This is a genomic window from Stenotrophomonas sp. WED208, assembly GCF_040984485.1.
Classification (GTDB): domain Bacteria; phylum Pseudomonadota; class Gammaproteobacteria; order Xanthomonadales; family Xanthomonadaceae; genus Stenotrophomonas; species Stenotrophomonas riyadhensis.
Genome location: NZ_JAZARB010000001.1, coordinates 1429259 through 1442464, shown reverse-complemented (window position 1 = coordinate 1442464; position 13206 = coordinate 1429259). Strand labels below are relative to the sequence as shown.

Here is a 13206-nt window from a genome sequence, read left to right as displayed (position 1 = left end):
GCGCCCGGCGCCGCTCTCCCCTGCCCTGATCAAATCGAGACGTACCGATGAGCAGCTACACCGCCCCGCTTTCCGACCTCCGTTTCGCCCTGCACGACGTGCTCAAGGTCGAACCCCTGTTCGCCCGCCTGGGCTTCACCGACGCCACCGCCGACGTGGTCGATGCCGTGCTGGAAGAAGCCGGCCGCTTCAGCGCCACCGTGCTGGCCCCGCTCAACAGCGTCGGCGACGAGATCGGCTGCGTGCTCGACCAGGCCACCGGCGAAGTGACCACCCCGCCCGGCTTCAAGCAGGCCTACGACCAGTTCGTCGATGGCGGCTGGACCGGGCTGACCGCATCGCCGGAGCTGGGCGGCCAGGGCCTGCCGCACACCCTGGGCGTGCCGCTCAACGAAATGATCAATGCCGCCAACCTGGCGTGGGGCAACTTCCCGCTGCTCTCGCACGGCGCCATCGAAGCGCTGAAGCAGCACGGCGAAGCCTGGCAGCACGAGGCCTTCCTGAAGCCGCTGATCGAGGGCCGCTGGACCGGCACCATGTGCCTGACCGAACCGCACTGCGGCACCGACCTGGGCCTGCTCAAGACCAAGGCCGAGCCGAATGCCGATGGCAGCTATTCGATCACCGGCACCAAGATTTTCATCACCGCCGGCGAGCATGACCTGACCGGCAACATCGTGCACCTGGTGCTGGCCAAACTGCCCGACGCTCCTCCGGGTGCCAAGGGCATCTCGCTGTTCGTCACCCCGAAGTTCAAGGTCGACCGCGAGGGCAACGTCGGCGAGCGCAACGCACTGCGCTGCGGCTCGATCGAGCACAAGATGGGCATCAAGGGGTCGGTTACCTGCGTGATGAACTTCGATGGTGCGCAGGGTTACCTGGTCGGCCAGCCGCACAAGGGCCTGCAGGCCATGTTCACCATGATGAACACCGCGCGCCTGGGCGTCGGCCTGCAGGGCATCGGCCTGTCCGAGCGCGCCTACCAGAACGCACTGAAGTACAGCCGTGAGCGCCTGCAGTCGCGCGCCCTGAGCGGCGCCAAGTTCCCGGACAAGCCGGCCGACCCGATCCTGGTCCACCCGGATGTGCGCCGCATGCTGCTGACGGTGAAGTCGCTGGTCGAAGGCAGCCGCCTGCTGGCCCTGCACGCCGCCACCCTGATCGACGTCGCCCACCACGCCGAGGATGCCGCCGAGCGCGAGCGCGCCGACACCCTGGTGAGCTTCCTGACCCCGATCTCCAAGGCCTGCCAGACCGAATGGGGCATCGAGAACACCTACAACGCCCTGCAGTGCTTCGGTGGCCACGGCTACATCCGCGAGCACGGCATGGAGCAGCTGGCCCGCGATGCCCGCATCACCACGCTGTATGAAGGCACCACCGGCATCCAGGCGCTGGACCTGATTGGCCGCAAGACCGCGTCCAGCCAGGGCGCCGGCCTGAAGTTGATGCTGGCCGAGATCGAGGCGTTCGCCAAGGCCAACGAGGGCAACGAAGCACTGGCCGAGTTCATCGGCCCGCTGCGCGCCAAGGCCGCCGAGTGGGGCAAGCTGACCCTGGACGTGCTGCAGCGCGCGGCCGCCAACCCGGACGAACTGGGCGCAGCCAGCTACGACTACCTGTTCTATTCGGGCTACGTGGTGCTGGCTTACTGGTGGGCCCGCAGCGTGGCGGCCGCCGATGCCAGCGCGCACGGCGCCGCCTTCGCCCAGGGCAAGCGCGAGACCGCACGGTTCTACTTCACCCGCGTGCTGCCGCGCACCCTCGCCCACGCCGCCGCGATCCAGGCCGGCGCCGCCCCGCTGATGGCGATGGACGACGAGCGCTTCGGCGCCTGAGCCGGGCTGCGCCCGGCACCCGCAGAAGCCAAGGCTGGAGCTAAAGCAACAGCAACAGCTGGCCTCCTGCGGGATGGCAGGGCGGGTCCGATTGCGGGGGACGGCGCAAGTACGTCCTTGTAGCCTCGATCGCCGCATCCATGCGGCTCACGCCCCCGCAACCGGACCCATCCCGCCTTCGACAGATTTCTGCTGCTGGTAGGTGTCGACCTTGGTCGACACGGCAGATCCACGCCATGCGTGGATGCGGGGTCAGAGCCCTTTCCTGCGGAAAGGGATCCGACCCCAGCCTGACAGCCCGCCCCACAATCCCTCTGGAGAAAAGCCCCCTTTTGTTAAAGGGGGCGCGCCGGCAGGCGCGGGGAATAGGTGGAATACGTGGACCTGAATGCTGACGATTTGCGTATCGCCAACCGGCGATACACAAATCGTCAACATTCAGGTATAAGCTGTTCTCCCGATGGAGACAGACACTACACGCTTGGGTCTGATCGAAGCCGGAGCTCCGTTTTCTGCTCCGGGCGCCGAAGCATCGCCCAACGCCACGACGCTGCATCGCCCCGGTTCGGTCCGGCTGCTCTCGCTGGATGCCCACGGACGCGTACTGGACTGGATCACCTGGCAGGATGCGGCCTGCCTCTACGCTCGTGAAGCCGTGGCCTGGACGCTGGGCGATCCGTGCCTGCACATCCACGGCGGTACCAACCGCTTCAGCGGCCTGCAGAGCGGCATGGACCTGCACCCGATCATCGCCGCCCGCGGCCACGCCCGCTCCCGCGCGATCGACCCCACGCCGAACCTGACCAACCCGGCCCTGTTCGCCCGCGACGCGCACCTGTGCATGTACTGCGGCCAGCAGTTCAACCGCCCCACGCTCACCCGCGACCACGTCATGCCGCTGTCCAAGGGGGGCCTGGACTGCTGGGAAAACGTGGTCACCGCCTGCTTCCACTGCAACTCGCGCAAGAGCGACCGCACCCCGCAGCAGGCCGGAATGCCGTTGCTGGCGGTGCCTTACCGGCCCAGCTGGATCGAACACCTGATCCTGTCCAACCGCAACATCCTGGCCGACCAGATGGCCTTCCTGAAGGCGCAATTGCCCAAGCGCTCAAAACTGAGCACCTGAATCGCTGAAAATGCAACCCTCACCGTCCTGTCACGGGCGGCGGCGTTTGCTTGCCCCACCCCCGTTTGAGGGCGAAAATGGGCGTTCAGAACAAGTGCGAACATGATGATCGACTCTGCCCGCTATCCCCGCCTCGCGCGCATCCAGACACCGGATGACCTGCGCACGTTCGACGAATCCGAATTGAGGGCGGTCGCCGACGAACTGCGCGCCTACCTCATCGAGTCGGTGGGCAAGAGCGGCGGCCACTTCGCCGCCGGCCTGGGCGTGATCGAACTCACCGTGGCCCTGCACTACCTGTACCAGACTCCGCAGGACCAACTGGTCTGGGACGTCGGTCACCAGACCTACCCGCACAAGATCCTGACCGGTCGCCGCGACGAGATCCACACCGTCAAGCAGAAGGACGGCGTCGCGCCGTTCCCGAAGCGCGAAGAGAGCGAGTACGACACCTTCGGCGTCGGCCACTCCTCGACCTCGATCTCGGCCGCACTCGGCATGGCCATCGCCCGCCAGTCCGAAGGCGACAACCGCCAGGTCGTTGCAGTGATCGGTGATGGCGCAATGACCGCCGGCATGGCCTTCGAAGCGCTGATGCACGCCGGCGGCATGGAGCCCGAGCCGAACCTGCTGGTGATCCTCAACGACAACAACATGTCGATCTCGGAGGCGGTGGGTGGCCTGACCAAGATGCTCGGCCGCGCCACCGGCAGCCGCACGCTCAACGCGCTGCGCGAAGGCGGCAAGAAGATCCTCGGCGACAAGAAGAACAACCCGGCGCGCTTCGTGAAGCGCTGGGAAGAACACTGGAAGGGCATGTTCGTGCCGTCCACGATGTTCGAGGAAATGGGCTTCCACTACACCGGTCCGATCGACGGTCACGACATGTCCGCCCTGCTGTCCACGCTGAAGACGCTGCGCGCCTCCAAGGGCCCGAAGCTGCTGCACGTGATGACCACCAAGGGCAAGGGCTACGAGCCGGCCGAAGGCGACCAGATCGGTTACCACGCCGTCGGCCCGTTCGATCCGGACAAGGGCCTGGTGGCCAAGGCCGGTGCCAAGAAGCCGACCTACACCGATGTATTCAGCGACTGGCTGTGTGACGCCGCCGCCGCCGAGCCGCGCCTGTACGGCATCACCCCGGCGATGCGCGAGGGCTCCGGCCTGGTGCGTTTCAGCAAGGAATACCCGCAGCGCTATTTCGACGTGGCAATTGCCGAACAGCACGCGGTCACCCTCGCCGCCGGCATGGCCACCCAGGGTGGCAAGCCGGTGGTGGCGATCTACTCGACCTTCCTGCAGCGTGCGTACGACCAGTTGGTGCATGACGTGGCCATCCAGGACCTGGACGTGCTGTTCGCGATCGACCGCGCCGGCGTGGTCGGCCCGGACGGCGCCACCCATGCCGGCAACCTCGACCTGAGTTTCCTGCGCTGCGTGCCGAACATGGTGGTGATGGCACCGTCCAACGAAGCCGAGTGCCGGCAGATGCTCAGCACTGGCCTGCAGCATCCGGGCCCGGCTGCCGTGCGCTATCCGCGCGGCACGGGCACCGGCGTGGCCGCCGGCACCGACCTGTCGACCCTGCCGATCGGCAAGGGCGAGCTGCGCCTGCAGGGCAGCCGCGTGGCACTGCTGGCCTTTGGCAGCACCGTGGCGGCCGCCGAACAGGTCGGGCGCGAGCTGGGCCTGAGCGTGGTCAACATGCGCTTCATCAAGCCGCTGGACCGCGAGCTGGTGCTGGCCGTGGCCGCCCAGCACGAGGGCCTGGTGACGATCGAAGACAACGTGGTGGCCGGTGGCGCCGGTTCCGGCGTCGGCGAGCTGCTCAACGCCGAAGGCGTACTGCGCCCGATCCTGCATCTGGGCCTGCCAGACAGCTATCAGCACCACGCCAGCCGCGAGGACCTGCTGGCCGAGGCCGGCATCGATGCGGCGGGCATTCGTGCGGCAGTGCTCAAGCGCTGGCCGCAGCTGGCTGCAGGCACCCCGCCGCTCAGCGCGGCGGGCTGAAGCCGATCACACGTCCATGGATCCACGCATGCCGTGGATCTACTGTGGAGCAGAGGCCCATCCACGCCATGCGTGGATGGCAGCCCCCGGGAAATGATCCGGGGGCCCCCGCCCTCAGCCGTAACTGACCGCTTCCACGAACGCGCCGCTGGCCTCCACCCGCACCGCAGCGCGCTGCCCGGTGTCGACAAAGTGCAGGCGTGCGAGGGTTTCAGCGAAATCGAAGGCCCGGGCACCGTCGCGGAAATCGATCGGCTCCGGCCGGTCCGGATGCAGCACGCGCCATTGGCGCTGTTCGCATTGCAGGCGGATCAACATGCGGCTCACTCCTTGAGGCAGCGTATCGACGGTGGGCGGGACACATGCGCCGTCTGCGGCAGGCATCCTGCGGCAGGCATCGGCGCGACGAGTCAGGCGCACACAGAGGTGCGCCTGATCGCAGAAGATACGACGTTCAAAATGTGAGCTCTATCAGATTATTCTGATTTTTGAGGGGCGCGCTCAATTCACCTGGAACTGGGCCCGGCAGCCATCGCTGACCCAGATACCACGGCGGTCCCAGCCCCAGGTCTGGCCCTCGATGCAGGCGCTGCGTGAATCCTGGCGGACCAGGCGCACGCCACGACGGATGCGGGCATCGCAGTACTCCTGGCGGTGGCCGTTGGAATGGCAGGTGATCACCTCACCTCCGCCCCAGCCATTGCCACCGTTGCCCCAGCCGCCTCCGTTACCCCAACCACCGCCACGGCGGTACTCGCCGACAAATTCGGCGCGACATCCCTGGGTCACCCACACTCCATAGCGCGATTGGCCCCAGGTTTCACCCTCCACGCAGGGCGAGCCGGACAGTTGGCGGATCATCCGCGCCCGGCCTTCCAGGCGGCACTCGTTGCTGCGGTTCTTGATCGATTCGCAGCGCACGATGCCGCTGCCTTCGCGGCTGCCGTAGCGGTCATCGTCATAACCGTAGCCATAGCTCTGCGCCTGGGCGCCGCCCGCAGCGGCCAGCATTGGCAGCAGGGTGCAGGCCAGGGTGCGCCAGGTGAGTGCCTTGCCCATCGAAATCTCCGGATGAATACGATGGCGCAAGCATCCGGGATTCATGAGGCGGCGCACAGGGGGGTACGCGGCGGCGGTTTTTCCCCATTCAAACAACCCAACCGTGGCTGACTGCGCCACGGCCGGTGGCGTCAATCTCCGACGTGGAGCGCATCCACCGTGCTGCCGAGTGCCTCGACCCGCACCGTGCTGCGCTGGCCGGTACGACGGTGGTGCTCGAGGGCCAGCGCGGCGGCCGCGTCAAAGGCATCGGCGCCATGGGCATAGCAGGTGGCGACACGCGCCTGCGGATGCAGCACGGACCAGCGCTGGGCGGTGCATTGGACGGTAATGACCATGAGGGGCTCCTGCGGATGGAAGGATGCAGTGGCAGGCGGACGGGCCACATGCCGGTACACCATCAGGCTAGCGACCGCCTCCGGTTTGGCCCATCAGACTTGTACGAAAATGCCGTGCCCTGCGGTCAGCCCTTGCCTGCCCTCACATCCCTGAGCCCGTTTAGCCTGTTCTTTCCGTGATCCTTGTCACGGAGTCAGCAGGACTTCACACTATCGTCACCAACAGGGGCCCCTTCCACATGCGCACCTTCTTCTCACAGCAGCGTTGGACGCTGCTGAAGTTCTACTTCGTAGCCAGCTACCTGGTGCTGATCGAGGAACTGATCCGCGCTGCCATGCACTGAGCGCTTGCTGCAGGGCTATTTGCGACAGACACTGTCGCTTTAGGCACGGAGCCCGCTCGATGAAAGCGCTTCTTCTGATTCCAGTCCTGCTGGTGCTGTCCGCCTGTGCCAACCAGCATCAGGCCGCTGCACGTGCCGATACGGCGGCCACTTCGCCTGCCATGCCGAAGGTCGGCGGCGATCGCGATGCCCACGGTTGCATCGGTTCGGCCGGCTACCAATGGTGCGAGCACAGCCAGCGCTGCGAACGCCCTTGGGAACTGGCGCAGGCGCAGGGTCTGGCGAACACCGCCGAAGCCATCGATGCCTACTGCGCGAAGCCGGCCAGCCCGGCGCGCAAGTGAGCCGCGCGCACCATGGCTGAGCTGAGCCCGCTGCCCACCCTCGCCCCTGGCCGCTACCGCCATTTCAAGGGCGGCGAGTACGAAGTGATCGACATCGTGCGCAGCAGCGAGACGCTGGAGCCACTGGTGCTGTATCGCGCGCTCTATGGCGAAGGCGGCCTGTGGGTGCGCCCGTACCCGATGTTCGTCGAACAGGTACCGGGCGAACACGGACCGCAGCCGCGCTTCGCACGCATCGACGGTTGAATCCACGCTGCCGGCCACGGTCGGCAGTTACGGCGCGGCGGTGGGCCTGCGCTACAATCGTACCGTCCAGTCGGTTTCTTCCCGCCATGTCCGCATCCCCCTCCCGTTCGCGCCGCAAGGCGCCCGACAGCGTGCGCCAGTCGCTGCTGCAGGCCACCATCGAAGTGATCGGCCAGCAGGGCCTGGCGGCACTGACCGTGCAGGACGTCGCACATGCCGCAGGCGTCAGCAAGGGCGCGCTGTTCCATCATTTCAGCAGCAAGCAGGTACTGGTCGACGAGGCCATCGGCGCGCTCATCGGCGAGTTCGAAGCACGGGTGCGCGCCCTGCTGCAGGAAAATCCGGTGGGGCATGGCAGCTTCAGCCGCGCCTATGTACAGGCCAACTTCGAACACCTGCTGCAGCAGGAACAGGACAACGACATCGGCCTGACCCTGGGCAACCTGATGGAACCCGGCCTGCTGGTGCACTGGCGCACCTGGAAACGCGCGATGCTGGCCGAATTCCCCGACGAAGCCAACGATGCCCGCCTGTATGCAGCGCGCTGTGCCGCCGATGGCTATTGGGCCACCGCTTACGGCCGACCGCTGGACGAGGAAGAACGCATCAACGCATTGGCCATGGCCGAACAGGCCCTGAAACTGTGCGACCCGCTGTGAGTCGGAGCCTGCGATGAATCCCTACGCCTATCTCGCCGCCGCAATCGTGCTGGAAGTGATCGCCACATCTCTGCTGAAGGCATCCGACGGCATGAGTCGACTGGCACCGACGCTGGGTGCGCTGGTCGGCTACGGACTGTGCTTCTACCTGCTGTCGGTGACCATGAAATCGATACCGACCGGCATTGCCTACGCCATCTGGTCCGGCGTCGGCATCGTGCTGATCTCGTTGATCGGGCTGGTGGTGTTCAAGCAGCGCCTGGATCCGCCGGCGCTGATCGGCATCGGCCTGATCTGCGCCGGCGTGCTGGTGATCAACCTGTTCTCGCGCAGCAGCGCACACTGAGCATGCTGCTGCGCGATCAACGCTAGCTGACCTTCTTCGCTACGGTCATGCCGAGCAGGAACAGCACCACCGCGATGATGATGCCGGCCCAGAACAGGAACTTGGCGATGCCGACGGCGGCGCCGGCGATGCCGCCGAAGCCGAGCACGCCCGCAATGACGCCGATGATGGCGAAGATGATGGCCCACTTGATCATGTCAAACCTTTCCCCGTGGGGACTGCGTACTGGATGATCAGGCTAGGCCGTAGCCGATGCGGCAGTCGTGAACAGGCCGCGTGCGCGGCGTGAATCAGCGCGGGCGGAAACGCAGCAGGGCCACCGCGAAGGCCAGGAACACGCTGCCCACCAGGCGCTCGAACCAGCGCCGCGCGAAGGGTTTGGCCAACCAACGGCGCAGGCCATGGCCACCGGCGGCATACATCACGTACCAGAACAGTTCGCAGCCAGCGAAGGTGGCGACCAGCACGCTGTACTGCAGCGCCTGGCCACGCGACGGGTCGACGAACTGCGGCAGGAACGCCGCAGCGAACAGCAGCAGCTTGGGATTGCTCAGGCCCACCAGAAGGCCACCACGGAACACCTTCCACGCGCCCAGCGACGCCGCAACCGGCAGCGCGGCATCGACCGTCACCGGTGGTGCCGGCCGGCAACTGTCACGCCATGCCTTCAGGCCCAGCCAGGCCAGATAGGCCACGCCCAGATAGCGCAGCACCTCGAACAGCATTGGCGAGGAATGCAGCAGCGCACTCAGGCCTGCTGCGGAGGCCGCCAGCACCAGCAGCATCGCCAGCAGGCAGCCAGCCATCGCCGGCACGCTACCGCGAAAGCCGAGCCCGACGCTGCGACCGAGGATATGCAGCATGTTCGGCCCCGGCGTACCACACAGAACGAACACCGTGGCGAGGAACCACCACCAGGTATGCAGGGCCATATCGGACATCTACTTCAGAAGATCCCACCAGCATAGAGTGCGCCTGCAGTGCGCGGCACATACAGCACAACGTGGATACGGTGGTTACAGATCCCGCCATCGGCAATCGGATGCCATCTGTGCTGCAATGAGGGCTCCTGGCATGGAGCTGTGCATGAAGACCCTTGGCCTGATCGGCGGCATGAGCTGGGAAAGCTCGGCGCAGTATTACCGGCTCATCAACGAGGACGTGCGGCAGCGCCTCGGTGGCGCACATTCGGCGCAGCTGCTGCTGTGGTCGGTCGACTTCGCCCCGATCAAGCAGCTGCAGCATGACGGCGACTGGGATGCGCTGGGCGACCACATGGCCGACGCTGCACGGCGCCTGCAGGCCGGTGGCGCCGATCTGCTGCTGATCTGCACGAACACCATGCACAAGCTGGCCGATCGCATCGAGGCTGCCTGCCCCGTCCCGCTGCTGCATATCGCCGACCCCACCGCCCAGGCCATCGTGCAGGCAGGCGCTCGCAAGGTGGGCCTGCTCGGTACCGCCTTCACCATGGAACAGGACTTCTACCGCGGCCGGCTGCAGGAGCGCTTCGGGCTGGAGGTACTGGTACCCGAAGCCGATGATCGTCGCAGCGTGCACGACATCATCTACCAGGAGTTGATTGCCGGTGTGATCCGCGAACGCTCGCGGCAGGTCTACGCCGACGTGATCGCGCGCCTGGTGGCGCGCGGTGCCGAAGCCATCATCCTGGGCTGTACCGAGATCATGCTGCTGGTAGGGCCGGAGGACAGCGCCGTGCCGCTGTTTGATACCACTGCACTGCATGCGCGGGCTGCGGTGGACGCGGCGCTGGCGTGAATCGATGCGCGCCGGAGCGCGGGATCAGTCCGCGCCCTGCACTTCCAGCGCGGTGATGAGCCAATCGACCACCGCCTGCGAATCACACAGGAAGAAGATGGCATCACCGGAGCGCGCTTCGGTGAGCAGGCGATAGACGGTGATCGCCACCGCCGACTGATTGGCGATGAACACTTCCGGGCTGCGCGGCCCCTCGCTGTGGCCGGCAACCGCGTGCAGCGCCTTGCGTGCGGCCACGGTCGCTGCCGGGTCCGCGCTACGGGTCAGTTCCGGCCCGCGCAGCCCCCAGGCAATGAACACATGCTTGCCCTTGAACGTAGTGTCCAGGACCCGCACCTCGGCGCCGCCTGCGTCGGCCGAGCGATGAATGACGGTACTGCTGATCAACGCAACCCCCTGTGGTCGTCGTGGTCCGCGCATCCTCCCTCACAGGCCGCCCGCACGCCAGTGACGGCAGCCACAGGCTGCGCCGACAGGCGTGGAAGACATGTAAGAAGGTGTAAACCGATGCGATCGGATGTGCAGCGATGATACGGGATGTAAGCCTCTGCATGGGCCGGTGCGCACTACTAAATCCCTACTGAGCCAGTTCCGGAACGATGCGTTCCGACGCCCCCGTGCTGGGTCATTCTTGCCGCCCGAATCCCCGCCCGAGGCTCCCCCATGACCCTTCGCCTGCTGCTGCCGATCACCGGCGCCGCCCTTGCCCTGCTGCTGGCCACCACCACCGTGGCCGCCCAGGACTACGACACTGATCACATTCCGGCGCTGCGCTGCGAATCCCAGTTCAACAAGACCGCGCAATGCCCCATCGAGGGCCCGATGCGCCTGGCCAGGCAACTGTCGGTCACCCGCTGCGTGGAGAACCAGAACTGGGGCCAGAGCCGCCGCACGTTGTGGGTGACCGACGGCTGCCGCGCCGAGTTCGTTGCCGACGGCTATGGGCGCGGACGCTGGCCGGGCCGCGGCAGGGACCGTGACGATGATGGCGAGCGCCTGGTCTGCGAGTCCTACGAAAAGAAGGACAAGGAATGCCGTATCCGTGTGCGCCACGAGGTGCGCCTGGTCAAGCAGAAGTCGGTGACGGCCTGCATCGAGGACCAGAACTGGGGCTGGGACCGACGCGGGATCTGGGTCAGCGACGGCTGCCGTGCCGAGTTCCGGGTGTATTGACTGCCGAGCACGCGCTGGTTGCGGCGGGTGCGACTGCGCCTGCGGCAGAGCCGATAGACTGGGCCCTCCTGTCAGGAGCCCGATCATGCCCGCTGCGACCGTGCTGCGCGTCCGCGACGCGACGCCAACCGATGCCTCTGCGCTGATCGCACTCGACAGCGTGGCGGCAAGCGACCCTCGACGGGCGGAACAGATCGGCGAGTGGTTGGCGCAGGGCAACGTGCATGTTGCCGAACAGGAGCGCGAGATCGTCGGCTACATGACCCTCCATGAGCACTTCTTCGGCGAAGCCTTCGTCGAAATGCTGATGGTCGCGCGCGAGCGGCGCAGCCAGGGCGTCGGCGCCGCACTGCTGCGGCACGCGATCGCACAGCGTGGGCAACGCAAGCTGTTCACCTCGACCAATGCCTCCAACATCGCCATGCAGCGCCTGCTCGTTGCATCGGGCTTCATCGACAGCGGCATCGTGCATGGACTGGATGACGGCGACCCGGAGCTGATCTACCGCTTTGCCGGCAGCTGATCGAGATACGCGGTCACCTTGGTGTCCAGCAGATCCATCAGCACGGGATCCATGCAGCGATAGTCGTCGGGAACATCGAGGCAATGCAGGCGCTTGTGTTCCAGCAGGCGAGCGTATGCGGCCTGCAGTCGATGCTGATGCTTGGCCTCCATCACGAAGATGACATCGGCCCAGCGGATGTCCGCCGGGTCGATGGGGTGTCGTGCATGCGGGCTGGTGCCGGCCGACCGCGCAGTGAAGCCGGGCCGCCGTCGCCACATGGCTTCGGCGGTCGGGCTGCGCAGCTGGTTGCGGCTGCAGACGAACAGCAGGTTGATCATTCCTGTTCCTGCAGTTGGCGGGCGCTGAGCACTGGATAGGTGAAGCCCAGCTGGCGTGCGCGCGCAAGCTTGGCATCGCGCGTGTACAGCAGCTTCCAGTTCTTCTCGGGCTTGTAGCTGTAGGCGGTCGTGGCGCGGTCGCCACCACGGTTGCGGGCCTGGCTGCGACGCCAGGCACGGTTTCTTGCAGATTCCATGATGTTTTCTCGTGAGTACCGGGTTCAGCAGCCGCGGTAGTACGAGTGGCGCGCAGCATACACCGCGCGCACAAAAAAGCCCACGCATCGCTGCGCAGGCTTCTTGATTCATCACAGTGGTCGGGACGGCCGGATTCGAACCGACGACCCTCTGCCCCCCAGGCAGATGCGCTACCAGGCTGCGCTACGCCCCGACTGATGCTGCGATGTGCCCGCCAGTGCGGCGGGCCGTGAAGTATAGCGGATTACGATGGAAATGGGATCAGCGGCGCAACAACTGCAGCACTTCTTCCAGCTCCATGCGCACCTGCTTGATGATCTGGTTGCTCAGCGCCGATTCCTCGCGGGCATCGGGGCCATCCAGACGCAGGCGTGCACCACCGATGGTGTAGCCCTGTTCGTACAGCAGGCTGCGGATCTGCCGCACCATCAGCACGTCGTGGCGCTGGTAGTAGCGGCGGTTGCCTCGGCGCTTGGCCGGCTCAAGGCTGGGAAACTCGGTTTCCCAGTAGCGCAGGACGTGCGGCTTGACGTCGCACAGCTCGCTGACCTCACCGATGGTGAAGTAGCGCTTGGCCGGGATCGGCGGTAGTTCGCGGTTACTGCCCGGATCCAGCATAAGCTTCCACCCTCTCCTTGAGCTTCTGGCCCGGACGGAAGGTGACCACCGTACGGGCGGAAATCGGAATTTCCTCGCCGGTCTTGGGGTTGCGACCCGGGCGCTGGTTCTTGCGCCGCAGATCGAAATTGCCGAAGCCCGACAGCTTCACCTGACGTCCCTGTTCCAATGCTTCACGCAGCACATCGAAAAACGCGTCGACGAATTCCTTGGCTTCCCGCTTGTTCAGACCGACTTCGTCGAACAGCTTTTCCGCCATCTCCGCCTTGGTCAATGCCATTG

20 protein-coding genes and 1 tRNA gene are annotated in these 13206 nt (G+C 66.0%); 10 read left to right on the top strand and 11 right to left on the bottom strand.

Going from position 1 to position 13206, the window contains the following annotated elements; translation table 11 throughout:
- The first annotated feature begins 47 nt into the window (after positions 1 to 47).
- The 3 genes from VPH47_RS06335 to dxs all read left to right on the top strand — a co-directional run bounded on the left by VPH47_RS06335 (position 48) and on the right by dxs (position 4977).
- Positions 48 to 1838, top strand: a complete 1791-nt coding sequence (locus VPH47_RS06335; RefSeq protein WP_180846244.1) for an acyl-CoA dehydrogenase C-terminal domain-containing protein — start codon at positions 48 to 50, stop codon at positions 1836 to 1838.
- Between the two features lie 460 nt (positions 1839 to 2298).
- The gene (locus VPH47_RS06330) at positions 2299 to 2964 is read left to right on the top strand and encodes an HNH endonuclease (protein ID WP_019336875.1); all 666 of its coding nucleotides are present in this window, start codon (positions 2299 to 2301) and stop codon (positions 2962 to 2964) included.
- 105 nt (positions 2965 to 3069) lie between these two features.
- Positions 3070 to 4977, top strand: coding sequence for a 1-deoxy-D-xylulose-5-phosphate synthase (dxs, locus tag VPH47_RS06325; protein ID WP_110714350.1), 1908 nt, complete (start codon positions 3070 to 3072; stop codon positions 4975 to 4977).
- 114 nt (positions 4978 to 5091) lie between these two features.
- Here dxs and VPH47_RS06320 read toward each other — a convergent pair whose 3' ends face one another.
- The 3 genes from VPH47_RS06320 to VPH47_RS06310 all read right to left on the bottom strand — a co-directional run bounded on the left by VPH47_RS06320 (position 5092) and on the right by VPH47_RS06310 (position 6374).
- On the bottom strand, positions 5092 to 5295 hold the full coding sequence (locus VPH47_RS06320; RefSeq protein WP_005410416.1) for a hypothetical protein: 204 nt from the start codon (positions 5293 to 5295) through the stop codon (positions 5092 to 5094).
- Positions 5296 to 5478: 183 nt separating this feature from the next.
- Positions 5479 to 6036 (bottom strand): DUF3011 domain-containing protein, encoded by a 558-nt coding sequence (locus tag VPH47_RS06315; protein ID WP_197611477.1) that lies wholly within the window; start codon positions 6034 to 6036, stop codon positions 5479 to 5481.
- Between the two features lie 131 nt (positions 6037 to 6167).
- On the bottom strand, positions 6168 to 6374 hold the full coding sequence (locus VPH47_RS06310) for a hypothetical protein (protein ID WP_197611478.1): 207 nt from the start codon (positions 6372 to 6374) through the stop codon (positions 6168 to 6170).
- A gap of 403 nt (positions 6375 to 6777) precedes the next feature.
- Here VPH47_RS06310 and VPH47_RS06305 point away from each other — a divergent pair, with 403 nt between their 5' ends.
- From VPH47_RS06305 to VPH47_RS06290, 4 genes are all read left to right on the top strand, one after another.
- Positions 6778 to 7062: a hypothetical protein gene (locus tag VPH47_RS06305; RefSeq protein ID WP_180846247.1), complete on the top strand. Its 285-nt coding sequence runs from the start codon at positions 6778 to 6780 to the stop codon at positions 7060 to 7062.
- Between the two features lie 12 nt (positions 7063 to 7074).
- Positions 7075 to 7308 (top strand): DUF1653 domain-containing protein, encoded by a 234-nt coding sequence (locus VPH47_RS06300; protein ID WP_111117902.1) that lies wholly within the window; start codon positions 7075 to 7077, stop codon positions 7306 to 7308.
- An 86-nt stretch (positions 7309 to 7394) separates the two neighbouring features.
- Positions 7395 to 7967, top strand: coding sequence for a TetR/AcrR family transcriptional regulator (locus tag VPH47_RS06295; protein ID WP_111117901.1), 573 nt, complete (start codon positions 7395 to 7397; stop codon positions 7965 to 7967).
- A gap of 13 nt (positions 7968 to 7980) precedes the next feature.
- The gene (locus tag VPH47_RS06290) at positions 7981 to 8313 is read left to right on the top strand and encodes an SMR family transporter (protein ID WP_164137569.1); all 333 of its coding nucleotides are present in this window, start codon (positions 7981 to 7983) and stop codon (positions 8311 to 8313) included.
- A gap of 22 nt (positions 8314 to 8335) precedes the next feature.
- On the opposite strand, the gene VPH47_RS06285 is transcribed toward VPH47_RS06290, so the two are convergent.
- Positions 8336 to 8509 (bottom strand): DUF1328 domain-containing protein, encoded by a 174-nt coding sequence (locus tag VPH47_RS06285; RefSeq protein WP_006380555.1) that lies wholly within the window; start codon positions 8507 to 8509, stop codon positions 8336 to 8338.
- Positions 8510 to 8603: 94 nt separating this feature from the next.
- The gene (locus VPH47_RS06280) at positions 8604 to 9245 is read right to left on the bottom strand and encodes a LysE family translocator (RefSeq protein WP_032128667.1); all 642 of its coding nucleotides are present in this window, start codon (positions 9243 to 9245) and stop codon (positions 8604 to 8606) included.
- 154 nt (positions 9246 to 9399) lie between these two features.
- Between VPH47_RS06280 and VPH47_RS06275 the strand changes: the two genes are divergently transcribed.
- Positions 9400 to 10092, top strand: coding sequence for an aspartate/glutamate racemase family protein (locus tag VPH47_RS06275; RefSeq protein ID WP_110712971.1), 693 nt, complete (start codon positions 9400 to 9402; stop codon positions 10090 to 10092).
- 24 nt (positions 10093 to 10116) lie between these two features.
- On the opposite strand, the gene VPH47_RS06270 is transcribed toward VPH47_RS06275, so the two are convergent.
- Entirely contained in the window at positions 10117 to 10512 is a 396-nt protein-coding gene (locus VPH47_RS06270; RefSeq protein ID WP_100435043.1) for a hypothetical protein, read from the bottom strand.
- Between the two features lie 243 nt (positions 10513 to 10755).
- Here VPH47_RS06270 and VPH47_RS06265 point away from each other — a divergent pair, with 243 nt between their 5' ends.
- Together VPH47_RS06265 and VPH47_RS06260 are read left to right on the top strand one after the other, a co-directional pair.
- Positions 10756 to 11265 (top strand): DUF3011 domain-containing protein, encoded by a 510-nt coding sequence (locus tag VPH47_RS06265; protein WP_197611481.1) that lies wholly within the window; start codon positions 10756 to 10758, stop codon positions 11263 to 11265.
- An 85-nt stretch (positions 11266 to 11350) separates the two neighbouring features.
- Positions 11351 to 11788 carry a GNAT family N-acetyltransferase gene (locus tag VPH47_RS06260; RefSeq protein ID WP_110712973.1) on the top strand — a complete coding sequence of 146 codons (438 nt, stop codon included), beginning with the start codon at positions 11351 to 11353 and terminating at the stop codon, positions 11786 to 11788.
- Here the strand turns inward: VPH47_RS06260 and VPH47_RS06255 are convergent.
- The 5 genes from VPH47_RS06255 to VPH47_RS06235 form a co-directional block, all read right to left on the bottom strand.
- A complete protein-coding gene (locus VPH47_RS06255) occupies positions 11767 to 12108 on the bottom strand; it encodes a low molecular weight protein tyrosine phosphatase family protein (protein WP_164161547.1) in 342 nt (113 codons plus the stop codon). The genes VPH47_RS06260 and VPH47_RS06255 overlap by 22 nt on opposite strands.
- The gene (locus tag VPH47_RS06250) at positions 12105 to 12305 is read right to left on the bottom strand and encodes a hypothetical protein (protein WP_014037933.1); all 201 of its coding nucleotides are present in this window, start codon (positions 12303 to 12305) and stop codon (positions 12105 to 12107) included. Before VPH47_RS06250 ends, VPH47_RS06255 begins: the two co-directional genes overlap by 4 nt.
- 117 nt (positions 12306 to 12422) lie before the next feature.
- Positions 12423 to 12499: transfer RNA gene (locus tag VPH47_RS06245), tRNA-Pro, on the bottom strand.
- Between the two features lie 68 nt (positions 12500 to 12567).
- Positions 12568 to 12924: a MerR family transcriptional regulator gene (locus VPH47_RS06240; protein ID WP_005410431.1), complete on the bottom strand. Its 357-nt coding sequence runs from the start codon at positions 12922 to 12924 to the stop codon at positions 12568 to 12570.
- A complete protein-coding gene (locus VPH47_RS06235; protein ID WP_005410432.1) occupies positions 12905 to 13204 on the bottom strand; it encodes an integration host factor subunit alpha in 300 nt (99 codons plus the stop codon). Before VPH47_RS06235 ends, VPH47_RS06240 begins: the two co-directional genes overlap by 20 nt.
- Positions 13205 to 13206: the final 2 nt, after the last annotated feature.